Annotated in this window: 18 protein-coding genes; 6 read left to right on the top strand and 12 right to left on the bottom strand. The window is 41.9% G+C overall.

Features of this window, described 5'->3' with window-relative positions; all coding sequences use genetic code 11:
• Positions 1–16: 16 nt before the first annotated feature.
• Positions 17–1,165 carry a hypothetical protein gene (locus JMX50_RS08385; RefSeq protein WP_201629196.1) on the bottom strand — a complete coding sequence of 383 codons (1,149 nt, stop codon included), beginning with the start codon at positions 1,163–1,165 and terminating at the stop codon, positions 17–19.
• 374 nt (positions 1,166–1,539) lie between these two features.
• On the opposite strand from JMX50_RS08385, the gene JMX50_RS08380 reads away from it, so the two are divergent.
• Positions 1,540–2,643 carry an alkene reductase gene (locus JMX50_RS08380; RefSeq protein ID WP_201629195.1) on the top strand — a complete coding sequence of 368 codons (1,104 nt, stop codon included), beginning with the start codon at positions 1,540–1,542 and terminating at the stop codon, positions 2,641–2,643.
• A 117-nt stretch (positions 2,644–2,760) separates the two neighbouring features.
• Here JMX50_RS08380 and JMX50_RS08375 read toward each other — a convergent pair whose 3' ends face one another.
• Both JMX50_RS08375 and JMX50_RS08370 read right to left on the bottom strand, forming a co-directional pair.
• The gene (locus JMX50_RS08375; protein ID WP_201629194.1) at positions 2,761–3,744 is read right to left on the bottom strand and encodes a pirin family protein; all 984 of its coding nucleotides are present in this window, start codon (positions 3,742–3,744) and stop codon (positions 2,761–2,763) included.
• Positions 3,745–4,031: 287 nt separating this feature from the next.
• Positions 4,032–5,333, bottom strand: a complete 1,302-nt coding sequence (locus tag JMX50_RS08370) for an NAD(P)/FAD-dependent oxidoreductase (RefSeq protein ID WP_201629193.1) — start codon at positions 5,331–5,333, stop codon at positions 4,032–4,034.
• A 550-nt stretch (positions 5,334–5,883) separates the two neighbouring features.
• Here JMX50_RS08370 and acs point away from each other — a divergent pair.
• The 4 genes from acs (at position 5,884) to pgsA (ending at position 11,258) form a co-directional block, all read left to right on the top strand.
• Entirely contained in the window at positions 5,884–7,845 is a 1,962-nt protein-coding gene (acs, locus tag JMX50_RS08365; protein ID WP_201629192.1) for an acetate--CoA ligase, read from the top strand.
• A gap of 439 nt (positions 7,846–8,284) precedes the next feature.
• Positions 8,285–9,532, top strand: coding sequence for an NAD(P)/FAD-dependent oxidoreductase (locus JMX50_RS08360; RefSeq protein ID WP_201629191.1), 1,248 nt, complete (start codon positions 8,285–8,287; stop codon positions 9,530–9,532).
• Between the two features lie 38 nt (positions 9,533–9,570).
• Positions 9,571–10,002 carry an MgtC/SapB family protein gene (locus tag JMX50_RS08355; protein WP_183619640.1) on the top strand — a complete coding sequence of 144 codons (432 nt, stop codon included), beginning with the start codon at positions 9,571–9,573 and terminating at the stop codon, positions 10,000–10,002.
• 569 nt (positions 10,003–10,571) lie between these two features.
• Complete coding sequence (pgsA, locus tag JMX50_RS08350) at positions 10,572–11,258, top strand: CDP-diacylglycerol--glycerol-3-phosphate 3-phosphatidyltransferase (protein WP_183619641.1); 687 nt, start codon at positions 10,572–10,574, stop codon at positions 11,256–11,258.
• 138 nt (positions 11,259–11,396) lie between these two features.
• Here pgsA and JMX50_RS08345 read toward each other — a convergent pair whose 3' ends face one another.
• Positions 11,397–11,891 (bottom strand): pyridoxamine 5'-phosphate oxidase family protein, encoded by a 495-nt coding sequence (locus tag JMX50_RS08345; protein WP_201629190.1) that lies wholly within the window; start codon positions 11,889–11,891, stop codon positions 11,397–11,399.
• A 551-nt stretch (positions 11,892–12,442) separates the two neighbouring features.
• Here JMX50_RS08345 and purL point away from each other — a divergent pair.
• A complete protein-coding gene (gene purL, locus JMX50_RS08340; RefSeq protein WP_201629189.1) occupies positions 12,443–16,453 on the top strand; it encodes a phosphoribosylformylglycinamidine synthase in 4,011 nt (1,336 codons plus the stop codon).
• A gap of 357 nt (positions 16,454–16,810) precedes the next feature.
• Here purL and JMX50_RS08335 read toward each other — a convergent pair whose 3' ends face one another.
• The 8 genes from JMX50_RS08335 to JMX50_RS08300 all read right to left on the bottom strand — a co-directional run bounded on the left by JMX50_RS08335 (position 16,811) and on the right by JMX50_RS08300 (position 25,359).
• Positions 16,811–19,006: a DEAD/DEAH box helicase gene (locus JMX50_RS08335; protein WP_201629188.1), complete on the bottom strand. Its 2,196-nt coding sequence runs from the start codon at positions 19,004–19,006 to the stop codon at positions 16,811–16,813.
• Positions 19,003–20,460, bottom strand: a complete 1,458-nt coding sequence (locus JMX50_RS08330) for a Hachiman antiphage defense system protein HamA (RefSeq protein WP_201629187.1) — start codon at positions 20,458–20,460, stop codon at positions 19,003–19,005. The genes JMX50_RS08335 and JMX50_RS08330 overlap by 4 nt, the downstream gene beginning before the upstream one ends.
• Complete coding sequence (locus tag JMX50_RS08325; protein ID WP_201629186.1) at positions 20,457–21,575, bottom strand: ComEC/Rec2 family competence protein; 1,119 nt, start codon at positions 21,573–21,575, stop codon at positions 20,457–20,459. The genes JMX50_RS08330 and JMX50_RS08325 overlap by 4 nt, the downstream gene beginning before the upstream one ends.
• A gap of 111 nt (positions 21,576–21,686) precedes the next feature.
• Positions 21,687–21,881, bottom strand: coding sequence for a hypothetical protein (locus tag JMX50_RS08320; RefSeq protein WP_201629185.1), 195 nt, complete (start codon positions 21,879–21,881; stop codon positions 21,687–21,689).
• A 29-nt stretch (positions 21,882–21,910) separates the two neighbouring features.
• Positions 21,911–22,795, bottom strand: coding sequence for an N-acetylmuramoyl-L-alanine amidase (locus JMX50_RS08315; RefSeq protein ID WP_201629184.1), 885 nt, complete (start codon positions 22,793–22,795; stop codon positions 21,911–21,913).
• 93 nt (positions 22,796–22,888) lie between these two features.
• Positions 22,889–23,659, bottom strand: coding sequence for an MOSC domain-containing protein (locus JMX50_RS08310; RefSeq protein ID WP_201629183.1), 771 nt, complete (start codon positions 23,657–23,659; stop codon positions 22,889–22,891).
• A gap of 236 nt (positions 23,660–23,895) precedes the next feature.
• Positions 23,896–24,309, bottom strand: coding sequence for a ribosome silencing factor (gene rsfS / locus JMX50_RS08305; protein ID WP_201564570.1), 414 nt, complete (start codon positions 24,307–24,309; stop codon positions 23,896–23,898).
• 153 nt (positions 24,310–24,462) lie between these two features.
• The gene (locus JMX50_RS08300; protein ID WP_201629182.1) at positions 24,463–25,359 is read right to left on the bottom strand and encodes a nicotinate-nicotinamide nucleotide adenylyltransferase; all 897 of its coding nucleotides are present in this window, start codon (positions 25,357–25,359) and stop codon (positions 24,463–24,465) included.
• Between the last annotated feature and the right edge of the window lie 146 nt (positions 25,360–25,505).

Below are 25,505 nucleotides of genomic sequence, written 5' to 3'. Positions count from 1 at the left end.
TCGCACTGTATCGATTTTAAAGTAATTCTACTATATCTTGGCAAAACAACCCTTCCAAGCATTCTCGATTATCACCCTCAGTATGCCAAATGGATGGAATCTGCATCGCTTGATTTAATCGATAATAGGTCATTGACCTATAGTGCATCCCGTCACCATCTTCATCGGTACTAGGCGCTGGATAAAGCTGTTGACGTTCGCTATCGGATAGCGCCATAAAATTAAGATAGTTTTTTGCATCTTTTGCCAAGATACTATTAGGTCGTTTTGTGAGCGCGACCATCGTCTGCTTATACTCTGGTTCTAGAAACTCACGAATGTCATCATCCGTCCATCCGGTATTGTCTGAGCCAAAAAATAAGTAATAGCGATACGAATCTAGTAGCATCTTTGCATCTTGTACAGCGTAGCCATTTGGATAACGCGTTATATAATCTTCCCAAAATACCGCACGCTCAACCAACTCTTCAAAAGAGGTAGTAATGGCGGCATCACTCAAAAAAATGTCTTGATTATCCTTTGCCATCCGCTGGATAAATGCTTTTTGGTCTTGGCGCAAATAAGGGGTAAAAATATCTGCCATTGCTTTCAAATCATGATTAAAGGCATAGTAACCTTCGCCTAAATTGTAAACTCTAACATCAGCATCATTTTGGATGAGGCCAATCAAGTAGCGTACGCGTGGGCTCAGATTGTTTAGTTTTTCTTCCGCTACTTTTTCGCCTTCCTCTAAGGCATTCATCACGTCAAAAAAATCTTGGTCAAATTCTGAATCACTAATATCAGTTTCCTGCCATAAAAAACGCTTATACATCGCTTGATAATCTTTTAGCAGATTTAAGACTTCGGCATTACTGGCTGTTGGCAAACAGGCTGTTAATTGTTTTTGGATGGCATAAATAGCGTCAATCTTGCTGCTGTTATCCACTTTTCCCATGGATTTACTCAATGCTAAGCAGGTTTTTGCATCTAGCGCTGAGTCTGTTGCGGTAGTCGTTTTGGTTGCTGATTTTTCTAAGGATGCCTGCTTATTGACTTGTTCTGTATTTTTCGCCTCATTTGCTTCAGATAACGCATCTGATTTGGGTTGGCAAGCGCTCACACCCACGCTCACACCCAAGAGGAAAATTAGCCCTATCGTAAGTGATAATATGGTTTTTTGCATGGACTCTATCCCTTAAGTAAATGCCAAAAAAGTGAAGACTAATAATGGTGATAGTTATTTAAAAAATTGGCAAAAGAAGAGTGAGTGGCGCATATAACGTTTAATAAAATTTCCACTGATTTTATTATCTTAATACCTTTATAAGGTCACATAAATAATAGCGTTTAAAAGACTGAAAATATACTTGTGTCGGTGTTTTTGTTTGTAAGTTTTACTTGGAATCTTCCTCTCTACCCCCTATAAAGAACACGGCTGATAAATAGACGGCTTCATAATGATAAGTGACAATATGATAAGTGATAATGACAAGCGCTATTTATCAATATTTAACCACTGTTAAATCCGTATTTTTATAACAACAAACAAGGCATCTCATGGCACACGATAACTTATTCGAACCCGTAAAAATGGGCACTCAAACTCTAAAAAATCGCATCATCATGGCACCGTTGACCCGCTTACGTGCGGTTGAACCGGGCGATGTTCCTACGGCGTTAGCAAGTGAATATTATGCGCAGCGTAGTGGTGCAGGATTGGTCATTACCGAAGCGACGCAGGTATCTTTTCAAGCAAAAGGCTATGCGGGCGCGCCCGGTATCCATACCGAAGACCAAACGACGGCATGGAAAACCATCGTTGATAATGTCCATGCTAAAGGCGGCAAGATTGTCGTCCAGTTATGGCACACGGGTTTGGTCGCCCACGAAAGCGTCCAACCAGATGGCAAAGCGCCTATCTCAGCGTCTGATATTGATGTTGGTGTACGTACCTCATTGCGTGACAGTAATAATCAAGCGATTCGCGTTGCTGCCACACCGCCACGCCCAGCCACACTTGAGGAAGTGCAGCAAGTTATCGCTGACTTTGGGCTTGCGACCAAAAATGCCAAAGAAGCAGGTTTTGATGGCGTAGAGATTCATGGCGCGCATGGTTATTTGTTGCATCAGTTTTGGGTTGAGCAAACCAACCAACGTGATGATGAATATGGCGGTAGCCGCGAGAATCGTGCGCGTTTGACCCTTGATGTCATCGATGCTTGTGTCGCTGCGTGGGATGCTGACCATGTTGGTATTCGCGTATCACCGCTTGGTACGTTTAATAATGTCGAAGCGGGCTACAATGAAGACGAGAATATCTGGCTCATTGAGCAGATTAATAAGCGCGGTTTGATGTATCTGCATCTCTCTGAGCCTGACTGGGCAGGTGGTACGCCTTATAGTCCTGAATTCCGTCAGCGTGTTCGTAATGCTTTTGGGCAGATGATTATTGCTGCTGGTGGCTATACCGCTGAAAAAGCAGAGCAGAACATTAAAGATGGCTATATCGATGCGGTGGCTTTTGGTCGTGACTATATTGCTAATCCTGACTTAGCGGAACGTATCCGTGAAGGTGCGCCGCTTAATGAGCAACATCCGCAAACGTTTTATGGTGGTGGTACGGAAGGCTATACCGATTATCCGTTTTTAAACCAAGCATAAATGTTGATCGGATAGCTGTCTTTAAATTGGCTTTATTGATTAGGATAAAGTGACAGTGCATAAAAAAGCCACCCTGCGATAATCAGCAAGGTGGCTTTTTTAATGGGTAATATTTGACTATTTACCAAAGTTACCCATTTGGTAATCACGAAACGTTTGCTTTAACTCCGCTTGGGTATTCATGACAAACGGACCGTAGCCTGCTACTGGCTCACCGATAGGTTCACCACTTAATAGTAATAACTTAACCGTACTTGGCGCTTGTTCATCATCGGAGAGCTTAGGGTATGTTAGCTTAATGCTATCGCTTACCTGCGTTGCTGATGGTTCATTGGCAGCATTGATATCAGAATCAAGATCAGTATCAGTTGGCGTGGCAAACTGAATCAGACTGCCTGCGCTCACTGGCGTATCGTTAATCAGTAGCGTACCTTCTTGTACCAATATCATGACATTATGGCTGTTTGGCACTTGCAGCGTCGTTGAGCCAGCGCTATGTAGTTCGATATCCCACATATTGATAGGCGTAAAGGTACTTGCCGCGCCTGTCGTATCTTGCCACTCACCTGCAATAATCGCTGCTTTACCTATCTCATTTCCGTTTTCATTATCGGTTAAATTAACGATAGGTAAGTCATCGCGTTTCAGCGTCTGATATTTGGGCTCAGTCAGCTTATGGGCGCTTGGCAAATTGACCCATAATTGCACCATGCTAAAAGGACCGCCACGTTGGCCAAAGGCTGGCGAGTGGAATTCTTCGTGCATAATACCGCGCCCTGCGGTCATCCATTGCACACCGCCTTCTTGGATAACCCCATAACCACCGGCCGAATCAGCATGGCTAATCTCGCCGGCATAGGCAATCGTTACCGTCTCAAAACCTTTATGCGGATGCTGCCCGACGCCGTGCGGCTGCGTCTTATAGTTTGGATTTGGGGCAAAATTGGTCGGCTGACCATAGTCTAATAATAAAAATGGGTCAGTATGACGATGATTAAAATCAGGACTATCATCTAGGTGATTGAACAAGGTTTTGACATAAAAACCGTCGCCGACCCAATGCGGCTCTTTATCGCCATGAATATGTTTGATGGAACGCATTGAACACCTCGTAAGCCTAAGCGTATTAATAAATACCCATCTAGTTAACGGTTATTCTTTAGCCACAATTATCTAACACGAGTTATTTAAATGCTCATGATTAAATAATAATGCTTCAATAATAATGTTCTGCTAACTATTAAGTAATTCTAAATTTATATGAGTCTATATAATGATTATATTCACAATTATCAAGCGTTTAGTGGTTTCTATCTCATTTGGATAACCTGCGTTTAGATAACTGGTGTTTGAATAGCTGTCGTTTGAATTAAAGGTATGCATTAATATCAAACCACTTCACCGCAAACAAAACCGCTGGCCCACGCCCATTGAAAGTTATAGCCGCCAAGCCAACCGGTGACATCGAGCACTTCGCCGATAAAATATAGCCCGTCTTGATGTTTGCTTTGCATGGTCTTTGACGAAACTTCATCGGTTGTGATACCGCCGCGTGTGACTTCAGCCGTTCGATAGCCTTCGGTGCCAGACGGTTTCAGCTGCCAGCCATTGAGTGTTGCGCCAAGCTCTATCAAGCGCTCATCTTTAATATTGGCAAGCTCGGTATCTTTGATATCGTCCCACAAATGCGTTTGTAGCGCTGCCAGCAGTTTTTTCGGCAAAGCATTGTCGGTATTGTCCGCCAAAATCGTCCGGATAAGCTGGCGTGGGTGTGATTTTTTATGGGCAAGAAAAAGCACCGTCATATCTACATCAGGCAGCAAATTGATGCTGATGGTTTCGCCGACATGCCAATAGTTGGACAGTTGCAGCATAGCCGGACCAGAAAGTCCGCGATGGGTAAAGAGCAGCGGTAGCTTAAAGGAGATGCGCTCATTACTGGCAATCATCGGCAGACTGATACCGGCAAGCGTGCGAATCAGCTCACCGGTTTTATCGGTAAAGGTAAAAGGTACAAGGCTGGCATCGGTTGCTACCAGCGTATGTCCAAACTGCTGCGCAAGCTCGTAACCAAATCCGCTCGCGCCGAGTGTCGGAATCGATAAGCCGCCCGTCGCTACCACGAGCGACTCGCAGCGATAGCTGGTTTGCGGCAGCTTGCTTTGATTGCCGCTGTCTTTTCTCTCTTGTTTTTCTTTTTTACTGAGGCTTTTACTGGTAATTAATTCAAAGCGAGATTTTTGATTATTTTCGTGAGTTTTTACTTGTTCGATGTGGGTATTGAGTCTGACTTGCACACCCACGGCGGCGCATTCATCAAGGAGCATGGTTAAAATATCTTGCGCCGAATCATCACAAAATAGCTGCCCGTGCTCGCGCTCATGGTAAGGGATTTTATGCTGCTCAACCATGCCGATGAATTCCCAACTCGGATAACGACTGAGCGCTGATTTACAAAAATGCGCATTGCTACCGATAAAATGCTCAGGCTCGACAAAGTAATTGGTAAAGTTGCAGCGTCCGCCACCTGACATGAGGATTTTTTTACCGGCTTTATTGGCATGGTCGAGCACCAAGACGCGGCGACCACGGCGACCAGCGGTGAGCGCACAATATAACCCTGACGCACCAGCGCCGATGACGATGACATCATAGTGATTGTGTGATGGTGCATTGCGGGTATTTTCCATGACGATATGTTCCAAAAAGCGAGAGGTTATAAAGGTTAAAATAAAAGGTAGCTATAAAGGCAGTAATAAAAGTAGCTATAACATTAACAATAAAATTAGCAGTAAAACAAATAGTAGATTTTGAGGCAAAAAAATAGCAGGCTACTGAGTATAGCTTACCGCTATTTTTAAGCCGATCTTTAGGCTAGCCATTGTCCATGTTTTCTTTCAGCTTACAAGGATTAAATAAGGCGATGAGAGATTCTCTATGCACTGAAAACTGCCAAAGATTCTAAAAATGCAGGTATAGAGAATATTATTGAATAATCAATCGATTCATCAAGATATGTAATGCTTTATCAAGTATACAGCTGTGCAGCGGAATTGTTGTGATTCACGGTTGATGTCTTGCAACCCTCGCGCTTATTTGTCAAACTATCCTTAGGTGTCACATTATGGAAGATGACGCTTATCACCTGTAGCAGCGATTGTTGTTTGACGACTGGTGTTTGACGTCAGTCGCTTCATGAAAGCCGCTACCGGTCATAATAATTAGAAAAGGATGACTACGATGACTCAGAAATCATTTCCTATCACGGCTGAATTTGTCGCCGCTGCCAATACCACCGCTGAACAATACACTAAAGAATACCAACAATCCATTGCGTCACCTGAGGCAAACGATGCCTTTTGGGCGAAGCGTGCCGAGCTGATTGATTGGATAAAAAAGCCCACCAAAATTAGCAATGTTAATTATGATTTAGAAGATTTTCATATCAAATGGTATGAAGATGGTGAGCTGAACATTTCAGTCAACTGCCTTGACCGCCATGTTAAAAATAACCCCTATAAACCGGCGATTATTTGGGAAGGTGACCATCCGTCACTGCATAAAATTATCTCATTTAAAGAGCTGCATGAAGCGGTTTGTCGCCTAGGCAATGCCATGCGCAAACTTGGGGTCAAAAAGGGCGATCGCGTCACTTTATATATGCCTATGATACCAGAAGCAATGGTGGCAATGCTGGCGTGTACCCGCATTGGGGCGGTGCATTCGGTGGTGTTTGGCGGCTTTTCTGCTGAGAGTTTGGGTAACCGTATTATTGACAGTCAGTCTAAACTGGTCATTACCGCTGACGAAGGTATCCGTGGTAATAAGCGCACGCCGCTCAAAGCCAGTGTCGACCGCGCTTTAGACATGGATGGCACCGATAGTGTGACCAACGTCATTGTCGTCCATCGTACGGGCAATTCTGTACCAATGAGTGGTCGCCGCGATGTTTGGTATCACAGTTTGGTCGATGGTGAATCAAAGCATTGCGAACCTGAAGTGATGAATGCCGAAGACCCGCTGTTTTTGTTATATACCTCAGGCTCAACCGGCAAGCCCAAAGGCGTGTTGCATACCACTGGCGGTTATATCACTTATGCGCTTTCTACCTTCCGTGATGTGTTTGATATTAAAGAAGACGATGTCTACTGGTGTACCGCGGATGTCGGTTGGGTGACGGGTCATACCTATGCTACTTACGCGCCGCTTGCCAATGGCACGACGACCGTTATGTTTGAAGGGGTACCAGAATATCCAACGTGGGCGCGTATCGGTCATATTATTGATAAACACCAAGTCACGGTCTTGTACACAGCACCGACGGCGATTCGCGCCATGATGAAAGAGGGTGATACCTTTGTCCGTGAGTCAAATCGTTCAAGTTTGCGCTTGCTCGGCACCGTTGGTGAGCCGATTAATCCGGAAGCGTGGGATTGGTACTATCATGTTGTCGGCGGCGGTAAATGTCCGATTGTCGATACCTGGTGGCAGACGGAAACCGGCGGTATTTTACTGGCGCCGATACCGGGCACGGTAGATATGAAACCGGGTGCGGCGATGAATCCCTTGTATGGTATTGTACCCGTCGTCGTTGACGGTGATGGCGAGATACTCGAAGGCTCGGCCGAAGGCAACCTTGCAATTAGTGGTGGTTGGCCGGGGCAGATGCGTACCATTTATAATGATCATGAGCGCTTTTTAAAAACCTATTTTACAGAATATCCGGGCTACTACTTTACGGGTGATGGCGCGCAGCGAGACGAAGACGGGCACTATTGGATTACCGGACGGGTAGATGACGTGCTCAATGTCTCAGGACATCGATTGGGCACCGCAGAGATTGAAAGCGCGGTAGTCGCGCATCCGGCGACCGCTGAGGCGGCTATCGTTGGTATGCCGCACGACATTCGCGGTATGGGTATTTGCGCCTTTATTATTCTAAAATCGGGTGAAACTGCCACCGAATCACTAAAATCAGAGCTGAACCGCCATGTGCGTATGGAGATTGGTCCGATTGCCAATTTAGATGCTATCTATATGGTCAATGTGTTACCCAAGACGCGCTCTGGGAAAATCATGCGCCGTATCTTGCGCAATCTTGCAGCAGGGCAATATGTTGGACTGGGTGATTTATCAACCCTTGCCGATAGCACCGTTATCAATGAGCTAGTTGATGTGGTGAAAGCTGAACGCGGAGACTGATAGTAGCTATTAGATAGCTATCTAATAGGTATCGAATAATTATCGATAGATAAAATAGTCAAAAGTAATTTTTTAGCGCCAATAGCAAATACTTAGGCTTATAAATAAGCTTTTATAAGTGTAAGTGAAACAATAAAGAGCCATGTTAGCAAAAATAGCATGGCTCTTTTACGTAGACGTTATTGATATTGACCGGCTTTAAAGGTTCAATATATTTAACATAGCTGCGCTGTTTTATGGCTCCAGCTTCTATGGTTTCTATAGTCAGTTCAAGATAAAAGAGGCACGTTCAAAACAATCTTCTGCTGGTATAAATTTTCCTCGCTTACTGTGCACTTCGCACTCCAGAAGCTTCGAAAAATTCATCCCAGCAGCACGGTGTTTTTTTACATTGAATCTACTATATTTTGCTCCCTATTTTATAAGGTTTACTGTCATTATGCCTGACTCTTCTTTGCCGCTTGCTCAGACATCATCGCCGAAAATTGCCATTATTGGTGGCGGCTTAACGGGCTTATTTACCGCAACCTTATTAGAGCGTGCTTTTAGCCAAATGAATAACCAGCAAATTAATCACCAGCAAATTAATGTCAAAGCCTTGATACCAGAAATTACTATTTTTGAAAAGTCGCGCAGCGTCGGTCGTTTAGCGACTCGTTATCGCACCGATAGCCACACTAATAAAAACTGGCAATGGGCATTTGGTGCGCAGTTTTTTACCGCCAAGAGTACAAGCTTTCAGCAGTTTATTGAGCCTTGGATACAGACAGGTTTGCTACAGCCTTGGTGCGCGCAAGTAGTGAGCTTAACGCCAATAGATGCGAATAATCAGACAGCTGATATTCAAGCTAGAGAGCAATGGAGTAGGGTTCAGGCGCGCTATATCAGCACGCCAAAAATGACCAGTTGGGGGCGAGCATTAGCCGATGAGTTACAGTATACGACCATAACATTTAAAACCCGCGTCGTGGCTTTGGCAGAATATAACCAAACTCTCGCTAATAAAGTCAGCAAAAAAACCAGTCAGAAAACCGAGTTATTTAATGAAGACGGCAACAGTCTTGGCAGTTTTGATTGGGTCATTTGTACCGCACCAAATGCTCAAGCTGTAGAGCTGATGGCAAATAGTGGTTTTTCTGAATTAGCAAAAATCACTGAGCCACAAATGCAAGCCTGCTATAGCTTGATGCTTGGCTGGGATGATAAGCAGCCATTGCCTGAATCATTAAAGTATCAGGAAATGGTATGGGATGTAGCGTATGTGCAGGATTCTATACTTGATAGAATCTTTATCGAGCAGCAAAAGCCTGCCCATGATGAGCTATTACCCAGTATTACTATTCATGCGCGCAATGATTGGTCAGAGCAGCACGTTGATGCCGATATGGATACGATAAAAGCGCAGTTATTAGCAGCCGCCAAGCAAGCTTTAGGTTGGAATGCAGACAGTACACCAAGCCAAATTGACTGTCATCGCTGGCGTTATGCTGCGACCGTCAAGGCTTCTAATACAGATTCTAATAATACAGATGCTAATAAAGAAGCAGTAGGCATATTGGTCGATAACGAGCAGCAATGGATTGTCAGCGGCGACTGGTGCGGGCAGGGCAATATCGAGAGCTGTTATCAGATGGCAACACAAACAGTGGCAAGGATTTACGCGCACTCATTAATTAGTGCGGGTTAAGTCATCTGTGCGAACTAAATAAAAGGAGGTAGGACGCCATGTTTGGATTTGATATCGATATAGAGCTGATGCAATATCATTTTTTTCAATTGGGTATTGCCTTTATTCTCTCCCTACCGATTGCCCTAAACCGTGAAATGAAAGACAACGGCGCAGGGCTTAGAACCTTTCCGCTCGTAACGATTGCTTCCTGTGCTTTTATGCTTGTAGGCATGGATATTTATGATTCAGCTGGGGAGGCGAGAATCATGTACGCCATTATCACCGGTATGGGCTTTATCGGCGGTGGGGCGATTTTTAAAAACGAAGAAGGCTCAAAAGGCACGGCAACGGCAGCCAGTCTTTGGAATACGGGCGCTATAGGTATCTCGGTCGCCTACGGTCGCTATGAGATTGCCATTATTTTATCTTTTGTGGGCTTTTTAATTTTGCAGTTCTCAGAGCCATTTAAATCAAAACATAAGCTTTAATGCTTGATAGTATTTAGCGGTATTTAGTTCTGCAAGATAGCAGTACCAGACTATATTTAGCTATAGAAATGTTTAAGCATTGATAATGCTAAAGCGCAGGCAAAAAAAGAGCCCACGAAGGAGGTGTCGTGGGCTGAGGAAAACTTATCATGCGACCGAGTTACTTTTGCTATTAACGATTTTGATGTAAACGAGTCACAAATAAATTGATCAAGATTTATTATTGTTAATATAAAGATGATGTCAGAATCCGCTATTTCAAGAATTTCTTACATCTGCTTACAACTATCAGTGTACAACTGTATTTATTTGACCATGATAACCGAAAATGGCTGATTTACCTAGTTTGCTTACATGTCATTACGTTTTGAGGGCGTTATACCTGCCTATATTGTCAAGAAGTAGTAAAATAATAAGGCTATTATAAATCTCTATTTATAAGCGTTTATTGGTCAAAATAAAGGGTAACGAATCAAAGCCAAAACCAACCTATAGAGATGGCATGACGCCATGCCGTAAAAATGCTAAGCTAACCACATTCTTATCGTTCACTATCAACTGGGTTTGCCATGACCGAGAGTACACAGCTGCACACGCCAGAACAAAAACCGCTACCGGCGCAAAATGATAAAAGTATTTTTAATCTGCCCAATAATCTAACGATTGCGCGTATTTTAATGATTCCGCTATTTGTAGCAATTGCCTATTGGCCACCCGCCCTAGGTATTGGGATGCCCGCGATTTCGGATAACGTCATCGCTCGGGTCGGCATGAGTGAATTTAGCGACAGCTTACTGCGCCATTTACTGCTGACCGGCGTCTTTATTATCGCGGCAATTACCGATTGGCTTGATGGGTATTTTGCTCGTAAGCTCAATGTAGTATCGGCCTTTGGGCGCTTTTTGGACCCCGTTGCCGATAAATTAATGGTCGCAGCTGCCTTGATTATTTTAGTGCAGTGGCATCCGAATATCATTATGGCGATAGCCGCGATTGTGATTATCTCGCGTGAAATCGCCGTATCGGCGCTACGTGAATGGATGGCTGAGCTCGGTAAAAGCACCAGTGTGGCGGTCTCTTATGTCGGTAAACTCAAAACCACTTTTCAGATGATAGCCATCACCGTTTTATTATTAAACTGGCAATCGCTTGAGATGATAGGTTATGTATTAATGGTTGCCGCGGTGATTTTAACCTTATGGTCGATGCTCATTTATCTAAAAGCCGCGTGGCCTTATTTAAAACAAAGCGGTTAATATAGATTAAAAATAAGCTTGCTAAAAAACGCCAGTCGCATTATACGACTGGCGTTTTTTTTATGGAGGCGTCTATAAAATTCTAATATTTTAGTTTCTTAAACCATACTTTAGTTTCTAAAAGCATAGTCATAGGGTCTATAGAGAGACTGAAAAGGTTTCACCCATATCTTCAGCAGTTTTGCCATCTTGTACCGCTGCGGCTGCCATCTTAAACATATTCACGACGGTACTGCCGCTAAGCCAGCATTCTGCACCATGAGGCACGACTTTAATCAATTGTACGTTTTCATCTTCTTTACCATGCTCAAAGAAAGCGTTATAAACCGGCGACCAAAGCTCATCCAATTTAGCTTTGTCTGTCGGCAATTCAGCGTTAGCACTAATAGAAACAAAGTTCTTTTCATCTTGAGTGGCATAAGTCAGACCGATTCTTGCATCATCCTGAATATCTTTGACGACGTCTGAGGATTTATCGCCGATAAACCAAATTTCTTTCTTATCGAGATTGACCTCATTAGTGGTCATCGGCCAAGCATGGATATCGCCTTTTTTATTGGTGGTACTCATCATGGCGAACTTTACATCTTTAATAACGTCTTGAATTTTAGCGATATGCTCTTGGTTACTCATGGTGATTATCCTTTTTCATTGTAGTGATTGATTTTTCGTTAATGGATTATTGTTATTGATTACGTTTTTGTTTCATTGAATCTTTAGTTTAAACGGTCAAGCTTTAGCTAAATAAGCAAATAGATAAGCGCTTAACTCGCCAGCAACTGCCATCTAGGATAACGATTACCCGTAGGAGATTTATATAGGCTGCCAGTAATGCGATGTGAGTGTTTGTAAGGACTATAAGCATTGGGTAAAAATTGTGACGCTGGACTTCATTCATTAAGGCTTTCTGTTGAGAAAAATTATTTGTAAAAGTTGTAGGTTAATAGGGAAGTTTAAAATGGCAGTTAATAAAGCAATTGAAAAAGCTGCTAAAACCTAACTCAGAACAGTTATCTGCTAAGCGCTATTTTATAACGGTTTATAGCTTAGTAACTGACTTACTCACTGAGCTTTTCAGCAATTTATCTCGGTTTTGACCTGCTTATTACGGGGCTTCTTGTTATAATACGCAGACCATTTACTTTGCATGGCAGAGATGCCTTGATCTTACGGATTATGCCTTTATGATGACCATCGCCGGACAACCGTTTCTTACCGATTTTCAGACGCAGCAACTCATCAGTCAGTTTCAGCAAAAAACCGAGCTAAATGTCAGCCACATCAATACTCAGCAAGTTTATGTGCTATCACGCAAGCTTGAAGGTGATGAGCAGAAAAAAGCGCTGGACCTATTTGGGGTTAAGGCAGACACCCAACTTGCCGCTCCACAAAACAACCAATTACAAGTCATCGTAGGCCCGCGTTTTGGTACGATTTCGCCGTGGGCGAGTAAAGCGACCGATATTTTTAATAATTGTGATATTGAGATTAACCGTGTTGAGCGCGTCATTGTTTATACGCTAACCATTGATGGAAAAGCAGACGGCGAAATGGGTGCAACGCTACCTAAAGCCGCTGAGCAATTACTGTTTGACCGCATGACCCAAAGCTTGGTCTATGATTTAAACGATGTGAATAAATTGTTTGACGATGAAAAGCCGGCATCGCTCAATCATATCGATGTCATTGGCCAAGGTCAGTCGGCGCTTGAAGCAGCCAATACAGAATTTGGCTTTGCGCTATCGAGCGAAGATATTGACTATTTGATGAATGCGTATGTCAATGAGCTAAAGCGCAATCCAACCGACGTTGAGCTGATGATGTTTGCCCAAGCAAACTCAGAGCATTGCCGTCATAAAATCTTTAACGCTGAATGGACGGTAGATGGCGCAGTTCAGCCAAAATCATTGTTCCAAATGATTAAGAATACTTATAAAGCCAATCCTCAAGGTATCTTATCGGCTTATAAAGACAATGCTGCGGTAATGGCAGGTTCTGAGGGTATGCGCTTCTACCCAGTCCCTACTGATGCAATGGATGCCAATTCAGCGCATCCTTACGATTTCCATCAAGAAAAAATCGATATCTTAATGAAGGTTGAAACCCATAACCATCCAACGGCGATTGCTCCTTATGCCGGTGCAGCGACGGGCGCGGGCGGTGAGATTCGTGATGAAGGCGCAACCGGTCGTGGCGGTAAGCCCAAAGCCGGTTTAACGGGCTTTCATGTGTCACATCTGCATATTCCAGAGCTTGCGGAAAAATGGGAGCAGTCAGGCCAATTAAGTACGCAGGATTATGGTACGCCAGATCGTATGGCAACCAGTCTTGAAATTATGACTGAAGCGCCATTAGGCTCAGCCAATTTCTCAAATGAGTTTGGTCGTCCAAACTTATGCGGTTATTTCCGTAGTTTCCAATTGGACACTTCAGCGGCAAAAGACGGTAGCCAAATGCGCGGCTATCATAAGCCAATCATGCTTGCCGGTGGTTACGGTAATATCAAACGCAATCTGATTGAAAAAAATGCCATTCAGCAAGGTGATCTATTAATCGTCCTTGGTGGTCCAGCCATGCAAATTGGTTTAGGTGGCGGTGCAGCGTCTTCTGTCGATAGTGGCTCACTCGATGAAGGCTTGGACTTTGCTTCTGTACAGCGTGATAACGCTGAGATGGAACGTCGCTGTCAGGAAGTTATCGATCGCTGCTGGGCACTAGCTGGTAACGATATCGACGCAAGCAATAACAGCAAAGATGGTAACCCAATCGTTTCGCTACATGATGTCGGTGCCGGTGGTCTATCCAATGCCATGCCAGAATTGGTCAATGACCATGAAATGGGCGCGGTGCTCAATCTACGGAAAATTCCATCGTTAGAAGCGGGCATGTCGCCAATGGCGATTTGGTCGAACGAAGCGCAAGAGCGTTATGTATTGGCGATTCGCCCAGAGAGCAAAGATCAATTTGATGCCATCTGTGCGCGTGAACGCTGCCCGTATGCCATCTTGGGTGAAGCCACGGAAATCCGTCAGCTTGTCGTTAATGACGAATTGCTCCCTGAGCAGCCAGTCGATATGCCGATGCAAGTATTGCTTGGTGGTACGCCGCAAATGCAGCGCAGTTTTGAGCGTCAAGAAACTACTTTGCCAGCATTAGAGCTTGGCGACGTCAATCTAGCCGAATCAATCAAAGATGTATTACGTCATCCTACTGTCGCTAGCAAATCATTCTTGATTAGCATTGGCGACCGCTCTATCACAGGTATGGTCGTTCGCGATCAGTATGTAGGTCGCTATCAAGTGCCAGTATCAGATTGCGCAGTGACCGCTTCAGGCTTGATTGCGTTAGATGGTCAGCCAATGAGCGGTGAGGCGATGAGTGTCGGTGAACGTACGCCTGTTGCTTTGATTAATCCAAAAGCGTCTGCACGCTTGGCTGTTGGTGAGGCGATTACCAACATCGCAGGCGCGCGTATTACTCAGCTATCTGATATCACTATGTCAGCAAACTGGATGGCAGCATGTGGCGAAGACGTAGAAGACGCGGCATTGTTTGACGCCGTCTATACCGTTGGTGAAGAACTATGTCCAGCATTGGGTATCGCCATTCCAGTTGGTAAAGACTCACTATCGATGCGTGCCAACTGGACGGATAGCAACGAAGACGGCAGCACAGATAAATCAGTCGTTTCACCAATGAGCTTGGTTATTACTGCTTTTGCACCTGTTATTGATGTGGCAAAAACCTTAACGCCTGAGCTAATCAATGGTGATAGCGCCTTTTACCGTATTGACTTGTCGAAAGGTAAATTGCGTCTAGGCGGTTCAATCCTCGCACAGACTCTAAGCAAATTAGGTAATGACTGCCCAGATTTAGCGCAGCCAAGTGACTTGGTCGACTTCTTTAACTTTATCCAAGCGGGTAACGCGCAAGGCGTCATTAGTGCTTATCACGATATCGGTGATGGTGGTTTGCTTGCGACCATCGCAGAGATGCAATTCACCAGTCGCCAAGGTATCAAGCTATCATTAACTGATGATAACTTGCTCGGTCAGCTGTTCAGTGAAGAGCTGGGCGCAGTGATTCAAGTATTACCAGAAAACGTTGCGGCTTTAATGCAATTAGCAGAAGAATTTAACGTCAGCGATATGCTGAGCCTAGTCGGTCAAAGCTCAGAAGAAGATAGCCTACTAATCCAAACGCCAACACTGATGGGTGATGACACTCTACGTTTTAAGCGCTCTGAGCTGCAACAAGAATGGAGTCAGGTCAGCTATCAAATTGCCCGCCGCCGTGATAACCCAGCTTGCGTCCAGCAAGAATATGACTTGATTGCTGATACTAGCCATCAAGGTCTTATCGCTGCGCCAAACTTTGATCTCAATCAAAAGGTTGAAGAACCATACTTAAACAGCCGTGACACTAAGCCAAGAGTTGCAATCCTGCGCGAGCAAGGCGTCAACGGTCAGACCGAAATGGCAGCAGGCTTTACCCAAGCTGGCTTTGAAGCGGTCGATGTGCACATGAGTGATTTACTTGAAGGGCGCATCAATCTACGTGACTTCGATGGTCTGGTCGCTTGTGGTGGCTTTAGCTACGGTGACGTACTGGGCGCAGGCTCGGGCTGGGCAAACTCTATCTTGTTCCATGATGAATTGCGCATGCAGTTCGTGCGTTTCTTTGCCCGTCCGGATACCTTTAGCTTAGGCGTCTGTAACGGTTGTCAGATGATGGCCCAGTTAAAAGACCTCATCCCAGGCGCGGAAAACTTCCCACGCTTTATCGCCAATAAATCAGCCCGCTTTGAAGCGCGTACCGTCAACGTCAAAGTTGAGCGTACCAAGTCTATCTTGTTCAAAGGTATGCAAGACAGTATCTTACCAATCGCTGTCGCGCACGGTGAAGGCTATGCCACGCTGGACAATACCGAGATCGACGGTATGGCAAAACACGGTCAGCTCGCCATGCGCTTCGTCGATAGCCAAGGTCATCCAACCGAGACTTATCCGCTCAATCCAAACGGTTCGCTCGGCGGTGTCACGGGTCTGTGTAGCACCGACGGTCGCGTCACCATCATGATGCCGCACCCTGAGCGTACGCTACGTGCCTACAATCATAGCTGGAAGCCACAAGAGTGGGATGAGGACGGCGCGTGGATGCGTATGTTCCGTAACGCCCGTGCTTGGTTGCGTTAAGATATAGGCTAAGTTAGTTTAGAACATTATCTTTGACATAAAAAAAGGTGGGCTTCGGCTCACCTTTTTTGTATTTGGGATTTGAGTTTTAAGAAGTAGGCGGAGCTAATCCTGCTTTTCGCTACTATCTTGGCTAGCACAAGGGCGGTGGCTAAGGCGAGAGGCGTTCCAACATTCGAGCGACCACCTCTAGCCAAGCCCCCGCAGCCCAGTGATCAACCAAGTATATCCGCTTCAATTAGGGCTAAAAAGCACCGCCATATTTTGTTTTAAGTTTACTAAAATTTATAAGTAATCAATTTTTTTATGAGAATAAATCTAGTATAAGAAGGCAGATTTAAGATCTTTAGAGTATTTTCACATGTACGATACTGCTTTCTTAACAAAACTTGCCTCAATATCTGTTAAAAAACTAAATGAGCTATCGTCAAGCTTAGTTAGTTTTTCTATAACTGAGTCGATGCTTTCAACATTCTCAAACTCAATATTACTTAATAACTTCTTGGATATTTGGCTAGGAATACCAAATTCTTCTAATGAGTTTATAGCTGATGGATAATAAAAGTTTTCTAACTTTGATGCAAACACTTGGTAATCGCCAAAATTAAGACCATATCTATTAAATACTTCCTTCTGAATATCACTAATAGCATATATAATTTTCGGTAAATTATAATTAACTAAATTTTTCTTAAATTTAAAAATATTGTTTACGGAATCGTCAACGCTGTGTTCAGGGTCTATTCTATTCCAATAGGTGAAGTCTGAAAGAATAAGATTTTTATCCTCTGCTTGCTGAATAATATCAATGAGTTTTCGGTTCAGTTGTTCTTTCGAACGTACAGTTCCTCCAGCCATCCTAGAGACATTGAAGTAGTTAAATAAAATCATACAAAGGTGCTTTAACTGTACATTTTCTAAAAATGCACCATTCCAAATCATAAGACTATTCCATGAGTCTCTATTACTAGTTAAGTCTTCAGCAAAATCAATCAGCTTATTAGGATCAATACCTTGATGCTTCATCAGTAGAGATATTGGCAATATTTCTTGATCATGGAATTTTTGGACTTTACTCATATTCTTTTCGTTTATGTCACCTCCAATTTGTAATAGTAATGCTTCGGAAGCATTATCACTTTGAGTAATTATAGGTATATCTATAAATGGTAGTTCATCTTGGGGACTATCGCCTAAAATAAATACGTTTCCTACGAAGTGTTCAAACATCCTACCTGAACGACCTGATATATTATTGAATGTAAACATGTCGAGCTTTGTTTTACGAGTAATACAATCATCATATATGATAATGTTTTTTGCATTCGTATTTACACCTTCAATAAGTGTTGAAGTGCAAATTAAGAAATTGATTTTAGAGTCGTTGAATAGTTCAACAATCTTTGCTCCTATAGCTCGCGGTAATTGAGCATGATGATATGCGACTCCATGCTTTAGCCCTTTTATTAAATACCATTCAGGATGAAAGTTTTCAGAGAGCCATACAGATAAATCATTATTATTGTTATTTGACTTTAATAAGCCAGAGTCTATTAACTTCCGCATTAATATACTTGTTCTTTGGGGTGATTTACAGTAAATAACCGTCTGTTCATTAGGTTTTATAGACTCTACTAAAGGATATAATATTGCATCTCTTTCAATATCTATATCGGCATCTCTACCAGTTGTAGTTAAGGGATAGTATTTTTCGTTAGTTGCGACAGTTATATATGAATCGAATTTTAAAAAATTAGATCTTAACTCTTCTTGTATACCTGATACTAAACCATCAATATTTGGACCAAGCATATAGAAGCGTTTACACTTCAAATACAACATTTTTAAAGCTAAGTTCAAACGATCACAACGCTCATCATTTCTACTAGTTGGAGCGAGTTTGTAAAATTCATCAATAATAAAAAAGTCGACCAATATACTTTCTGAATACTCTAAAACTCTTTCTTGAGTGAAAATATAAATATTTCTTTCACTAGATTCTTGACTGGCCTGCGTTATTATTTTATAAAAAGCTTTATATTTAAACAACTTCTTTTTTAGTTCATCAATCAAAGCTATTGTGGGTACAACAATGACTATATTGTCGAACTCATTACTGGCAACCAAAGCCTCTATTATAAGACTTTTACCAAAACTAGTAGGAGCACTTAGAATAATGTTTTCACCATTCATTATCCTATGAAAAACTTCTGCTTGACGAATATGAAAAACCATATCCTCATCTTGAGGAGTAGTGAAGATACTACGTCTTAATTTATCTTTAGAGCTCAAGTCAGTTTCAATATAAGGAAATAGCCCTAGCTCACCAAGCAAATGATCTAATATAAAATCTTTGCTTATTTCATTTCTTCTTTCCAATGCACGGATTAAAATGTCTTGAACTAAGTGATTGTTAGTATGACTATTAAACTTATTTATTAATGATACTAAGAAAGTATCCCAATCTCTAAAATTTTGGTCACTGACTTGCTTATGAGCACTTACATACCAAGTGCTATCAACTGCACTATCTATCTCACTTACATAGTTCATGAGTGCAGCTCCTCTAGCAGAGCACTATTCAGCTCTTCGATATCAGAGACTGGAAAATAAAATACACGTAGGTTAATAAAGTCAACTGAACCATCTTCAAGGTCTCTTTTTAAAAGTTCCCTGCATGATTGAGCATGTTCGTTAAATAATTTCATAAAATTTTGTTCATCATAACTCGATATTAATTCGCTATTGTGCATAATAAAAATTGGAATTATGATTTTATCAAATCTTTTGTCTAGATCTAAAGTTGAATTAGATAATCTTTCTAACTTATCCTTGTGAGGCCATGATTTATCAATTTCTGAATTGAGCATAAAAAGTCTATTCTTCAGTGACTGTATTTCATTAATGTAGTTAATACTTGTAATAGCTGACTGAATTCCTTCTTCTATGCTTGCACTAACTGAAGATGCACCAATCCATAATTCCAAACTATCAAAATTTAATACTGCATGTGTGCATGAGAATGTCTTATTGTTCATATCAAATACTTTGTTAATTATAGGTATAGTTTTATAAGATTCTCGAATAGCTATATGTAGACATAGATCACCCAGTGCATCTAAATTATTATCAGGATAGTTTGTTCTAGCATACTTAAAAAGACTTCTTTGACCTCCTTCAAAGTTTGCTTGTTCTTTTTGTGTTAGACAGTAATCAATAATCCAATCATGCACTGTCTCTGTGAAAGAACTAATATTCCATTGTTGGAATACAAATCCAATATCAATACCTTTGATACTTGGTTGCTCAGCGTTACAACTTAAACAGTATTTGAATGGTGATTTTGGATGTTTTGGAGGTTGATAATCGATACCTTCTTGAATGTTTACAACAATTTGGTTTTTTTGCAAAATATTGATCAGTGCAGGATCACTTAATAAATCTTTTATAGATATTGCGTACAAAGTATTTTTGCCCTGTTGTATTCTTAGTACTCCGATACAGTTGTCATTATAGATTATTGGAGATCCAGACATCCCAGCATACTTACTGATAGTGTTTGATTGTGATATTTCAAAACTATACTCTCGACTATTAATTCTTTCAAAATTATTAGTTACTTTTGCATTCATTGGTGCATGATAATGTTGTTTTTCGACAGGATAACCACATACCTGAACATCACTATCTAAACCTACACTCGTAGAATAAAGTGTTATGAAATTATCTAAGCGTTCATCTAATATCTCTAAAATAGCTATATCATATTCTTCATTAAAATATATACAGTTAGCAATAATGTGTTCCTCATTTATATAGGAGTCACTTGATAGGTATATCCTTAAGTCATTTGAACCTTTTATCACATGGTATGCCGTAAGCAATAATTTCTTAGAAATCGAAAAGCAAGTACCTCTTTTACTTGCCTTGCTTTTATCTTCAAAAAAGGATTCTATGATATGTATAGAGTCGAGTTTGTATTCTTTATCCAGCTGCAGTTCAATCACAGTTCAACCTCATCGACATTCATACATAGATTAATGTTTTTATAATTTTTGCACAGTTCATCTGTAAACCAAGTTGGTATGTTTCTCAAATCGTAATTAAAATATATATTAGTTTTAGCATCTTGATTAATTAAAGCAATTCTTGCAAGTGTTTCTAGATGGGGATGACCATGAGATTTGCCGTTTGTACTAATAAGATATTTCTGGCAGTCAATTCTTTCTAATAACTCTAGACTAGTATTATTTTTACTACCATGATGGGATACTTTAACGGCATCAACTTTTATCTTCTGTACTCCGTTCCCATCAAGCCAAGATATAACTGTTTCGGCATGGCAGTCCCCAAGATAAAGTATTTTCTTATGATTATGTTCAATTAAAAGAGAGAAACTACTTTTATTAGTTAAAGAACTATCAGGTATAAAATTTTCATTAGCCAACGATTCAATACTCTTAGTACTGTTTGAAGATATGAGGGTTGTATCTGCTGTTAAGTTTTCAAAACTTTGAATATATGCTTCAAAGCTATTAGCGAAGGATTTATTTATAATTTTAGGTTTTATACCTCTCTCGTCAAGCTTATACTGCCATTTATTCTTGAGTTCAGACAATGTTGCCGAGTCTGGGCCGATAACCTCAAACTTTAGAGCACCAATATCAAATTTCTTAGTGTTTTCTATAAATATAGCTTGGCCTGAAACAAGTTCGTTGCATCTTAGTAATTGCTTATTAAGAATGTATGATAATGAAGTACCCTCGGAATAACCTATATCTTCTTTATCACTTGAAGGAATACATTCACTAGCTAGAGCATTGAGCTTTGTATCAATACGCCTATCAGATTTATTCGCATCATCTAAGTTACTAAATAGTTGTTCAACCCCATTAAAATATACTTGTTTGATTTCAGGGCGTCCTTCTGCGTCAAGTAACTTAATAATCCCATTAGTATGATCATTATCGATATGTGTGATGATTAGCAAGTCGATCTTTTCAAGTTGACCAACAATTTTGTATTTCCAGCTCTCAAAGGATTGAGCTGTGCCACCATCAATTAAGATAAAATCTGTTTTTGTTTGAATTGAAATACAATCACCGTTTCCAGCGTTGTACATTGTTATCTTGAACATGTTTATACACAAAATAAAAGGTTAACTAATGTTAACACCAATCCTTTATTAAGATATTGATATTATTAAGTACGCTACTATTTCTATTTTACAAACTTACTCATCCTCTAAACCCTTCTTAGCCTCAGCAATCAACTCATGAATTCTAGCGCTTTCTTTTAGCACACAAGCATCATACGCAGAGAGCGGCTCGGCTTCCTGCTCTTTTTCTTGCTCCTGTTTGGCTTTTTCTTCTAGATATTTCTGCAGCTCGTCTTGCTCATTTTGCTCGTTGTATTGTGAGTTACTCATGGCTTATGTCTCCTAATATTTTTTATCCATTAATAAAAGTCATCATGACCAGCATACTTCTTATTGAGTGCCTTTAAAATAGCATAAGTTTCTAAATCCAGCTCGCCCGTTGGCTGCTGCGGACGAAAATGCAATTGAAAGGCATACACGACATTGCGACTGGCTTTATCCCACGCGTCTGTGTCATTGATTTGATAGCCGTAATCGCGAAACGCTTGCTTAATCTCGGGTATCGTTGCCGCGGCAAACGCGTCTTGATTCATAAAGAATTGCTTGTCAAACTCATCATACCAAGCGCCGATGCCGTAATCGAAATGCAATCGCTGCCAAGGGAATTTCGCCCCGGGGTCGATTTTACGCGACGGTGCCATATCGGCATGACCGATGATATTCTTTGCTGAGATATTATATCTTTTTGCCAACTCTTGCACCAGCTGCGCCACTTTCTTAATCTGCAACTCATTAAATTCTACATAGTGCTTATAAGGATGATAGTCGAGCGCGCCGTTTTTTAAGGCATCTCGATATTCAGGCTTAATGCCTGCATTGACAATCTCGATGCCGATAGAGGTATCGTTGAGTATCGTTCTACCGGCAAAACCGCCCGCGCCAGCATGCCACGCGCGTTCGCTTTCAGGCACTAAGTTATAAATTTTATTATCGTTATTATCCAAAATTAGATAGTGGGCGCTGACGTTACCGGTGGTCAAAAGCTTAATAGCGCGGGCATTATTGCTCACCGTATAATGCAAAATAATGGTTTTAATACGCTCACTTTTACCAGTGGCTTGGTAAGTCTCGCTATCAATAACGAAGGGTTCAGTATTTGCTATTTGGGTGTTATTAGTCGTAGCGCAGCCAATTAGGGGTAGCGTTAAGGCACATGCTAATGCTAAAAAGATATTTTTTGCCATGAAATGCTCTGTATGAATACGGGTAGGCGATGATGCTTACCTTTATTTGATATTGATAGTAGGTAGATAAGATTGAGATATTTTTAAAGCTTTTTAATCCTTGCGCATCTTCTTCGCCAAAACCGTTTTCCAACTGTCCTCCAAACACTCAATCGCAAGCCACGGCTCGATAACCTTTGCATCAAACTTTTCTTTTGAGTTTGATAATTGCCATAGCTTTTCAAGAGTGGCAAAAGGATAGGGACGCTCAATTAAATAAACCGGCAAATCAGCGCTAAACATACCGTCACGTACGACCTCAAAATACCAGCCAGCGATACCTTGCTTAGTCACCCAAGAGGCGATATTGGGCACTTTACTAAACTGTCCGATTTGGTCATTGATTTTGTAGCACGGACGGCGCGGTTGCACGATGCGTAATTGCACACTATCGCCACCATTCCCATCAATGATTTCATCTTGACCATACTGAAAGACGTCACCGATACAAACCGTGGCTTCCGTCATTTCTAGCAGACCAGTGACCGCTTCGGTCGTTAGGTTTTCACCTAATGTGCCAACGCGTACCTTTAGACCAAACTCAGCGTTAATCTTATCGTAAGTCGCCACCGCTAGTTGATGCACGGCTTTTAGCGGGCCGCCATGATGGCGTCGGTCGGCTTGTTCATCGGTGGTGAGACCCATAAAATTGACCGCAACAGGAGCTTTGATGGGTGCTTTATCAATCGCGCTCATCTGTTCACGGGCGAATGGCATGGCTTTGCCAGCACGGACGCAGATTAGATTGGCGATATGTAGCGGTAAGGGTTGATTGAAATCAGCGCTATTTTTTTGGCTAGAAGATGCTATTTGCTCTATGCTCATGGATTATCCTAATCGATAGGGATTTATTAGGCGAGTGGTTAACTCATTAGGGGTATGAATGATGCGTATTATCTTAGCCTAATCAGGCATTCGATTATATGGCTTAAGCAGTTTAAAGTTTATCAGCAGCTTAAGATTTATGAGTGCTAATTTTTAAACAAAAAAAGACCAGAATAGCTATCTGGTCTTTTTGCTTGTGCTTTTTAAGTGTTGAACAATTATCGCAATGGATAATCTTATTTGTTTTTATTGCGGCGACCAACGGTTTTCTTTTCACGTGGCACAGCAACCAGCTCAGCCAATTGCTCAGGCGATGACCATAGGCCTTCTAAGTCATAGAAATCACGGGCTTGTGGCGTCATCATATGTACGACAACGGCACCCAAATCGATTAGGGTCCAGTCAGAATCAATACCGCCTTCACGGCCAAGTGGCATAAAACCCGCTTGCTTGGCTTCAGCGCCGACACTGTCAGCCATGGCGCGTACATGGCGCTTAGAGGTACCGTCAGCGATGACGATACGCTCCATCACGTCAGTCAAACTTTCTACATTCATTACGGTGATGTTTTTCGCTTTCATATCTTCTAGAGCGCTTTGGACAAGGGTTAAGCACTCTTGTAAGCGTTCGTCAGTCATGGTGTTAGTCATAAATTGTAATCTCTTGAATCGTCAATATTAAAAATAAAATGGTAAATCGTCACAATGCCTTCTCTAACGTGCCCCTTAACATATAGGTAGATAGGCAGACGTTTTTTGAGACAAAATGGACAAAGTGGGCAAAATTAAAAGTATAAGGCGATTTTAACGGAATTGGGCAGCAGAATATAGCTGATGGGTAATAATATATTGATAAACAGCAGGATTTAGCCATTTAGCGAATGAATTGGGTGCAGTATCGCTAATGATAGCATTTATTGGCTGTAAAGATGCGATTTGCGTTTCGGCAGCGTGCTTTATATTTAGCGATTGAGATGCTTGCGGCAGTGGTTGGTAAAGTTGTTGCTGCAATTGCCGCCTTACTTGCGTGCTCGATACCGCTGCCACAGGGCGCGGGTCTATATAAATGCGACCTTGGTAAGTATTTTTCAACACACTGCTACCCGTTAAAGGTTGAATATTATGTATTAATAACTCAGTGATTGAATCGACGGTTAAAGGTTGCAGCGGCATAGGAAGTTGCGACTTTAAGGGAGTTTGCCAATCAGTCTTAAGGAGGTTTTTATTCAACTCAGGGTTTTCCTCACGATTAAACACCCATAGATTGACATAATCAGTCAATGCTAAACCGTCTTTCCATTTATCCAAACTGCGCGCGCTGTCCATGCCCATGATAAATATCAAACTGTCATTAGGGTAGCGGGCGCGTAAGGTCTGTACGCTATCGATGGTATAAACGGGCGGCGCTTGCCAGAGCTCAAGCTCGTTAATTTGTAGCGCCGTGTCTTGCGTTGCCAGCTTTAACATCGCCAATCGGTGCTCAGGATTGGTGCTGTCCTCTTTAAAAGGTGAGCGCGCATTGGGCAGTAATGACACCTGTAGCTCGCGCTGTTGCTGCTCAGCTAGCGGCAGTAAACTTTGATAAACGTACATCGCCAGTTGTAGATGACCATTATGCACAGGATCAAATGAGCCGCCCAAATAAGCGCGAATGGCTGGGGCAGTATTGGTTATAGGAAGGTGCTTAACAGTATTTGGCATAAATGAGTGAGTGAAAAAGTAAATAAGAAGGTAGTTAAGGTTAATTTATTTTAGATGGACTATAGCATGTGGTTATTCACTTATTGCACTTATCGATTTTATTATGCCTAACTATAGCGTTGAACAGCCATAAAAAAACCGACCAT

The organism is Psychrobacter maritimus (assembly GCF_904846345.1).
In the GTDB taxonomy this organism is placed as follows: Bacteria; Pseudomonadota; Gammaproteobacteria; order Pseudomonadales; family Moraxellaceae; genus Psychrobacter; species Psychrobacter maritimus.
The sequence above is the reverse complement of the archived record's forward strand: the minus strand, read 5'-3'. Positions and strand labels throughout refer to the sequence as shown.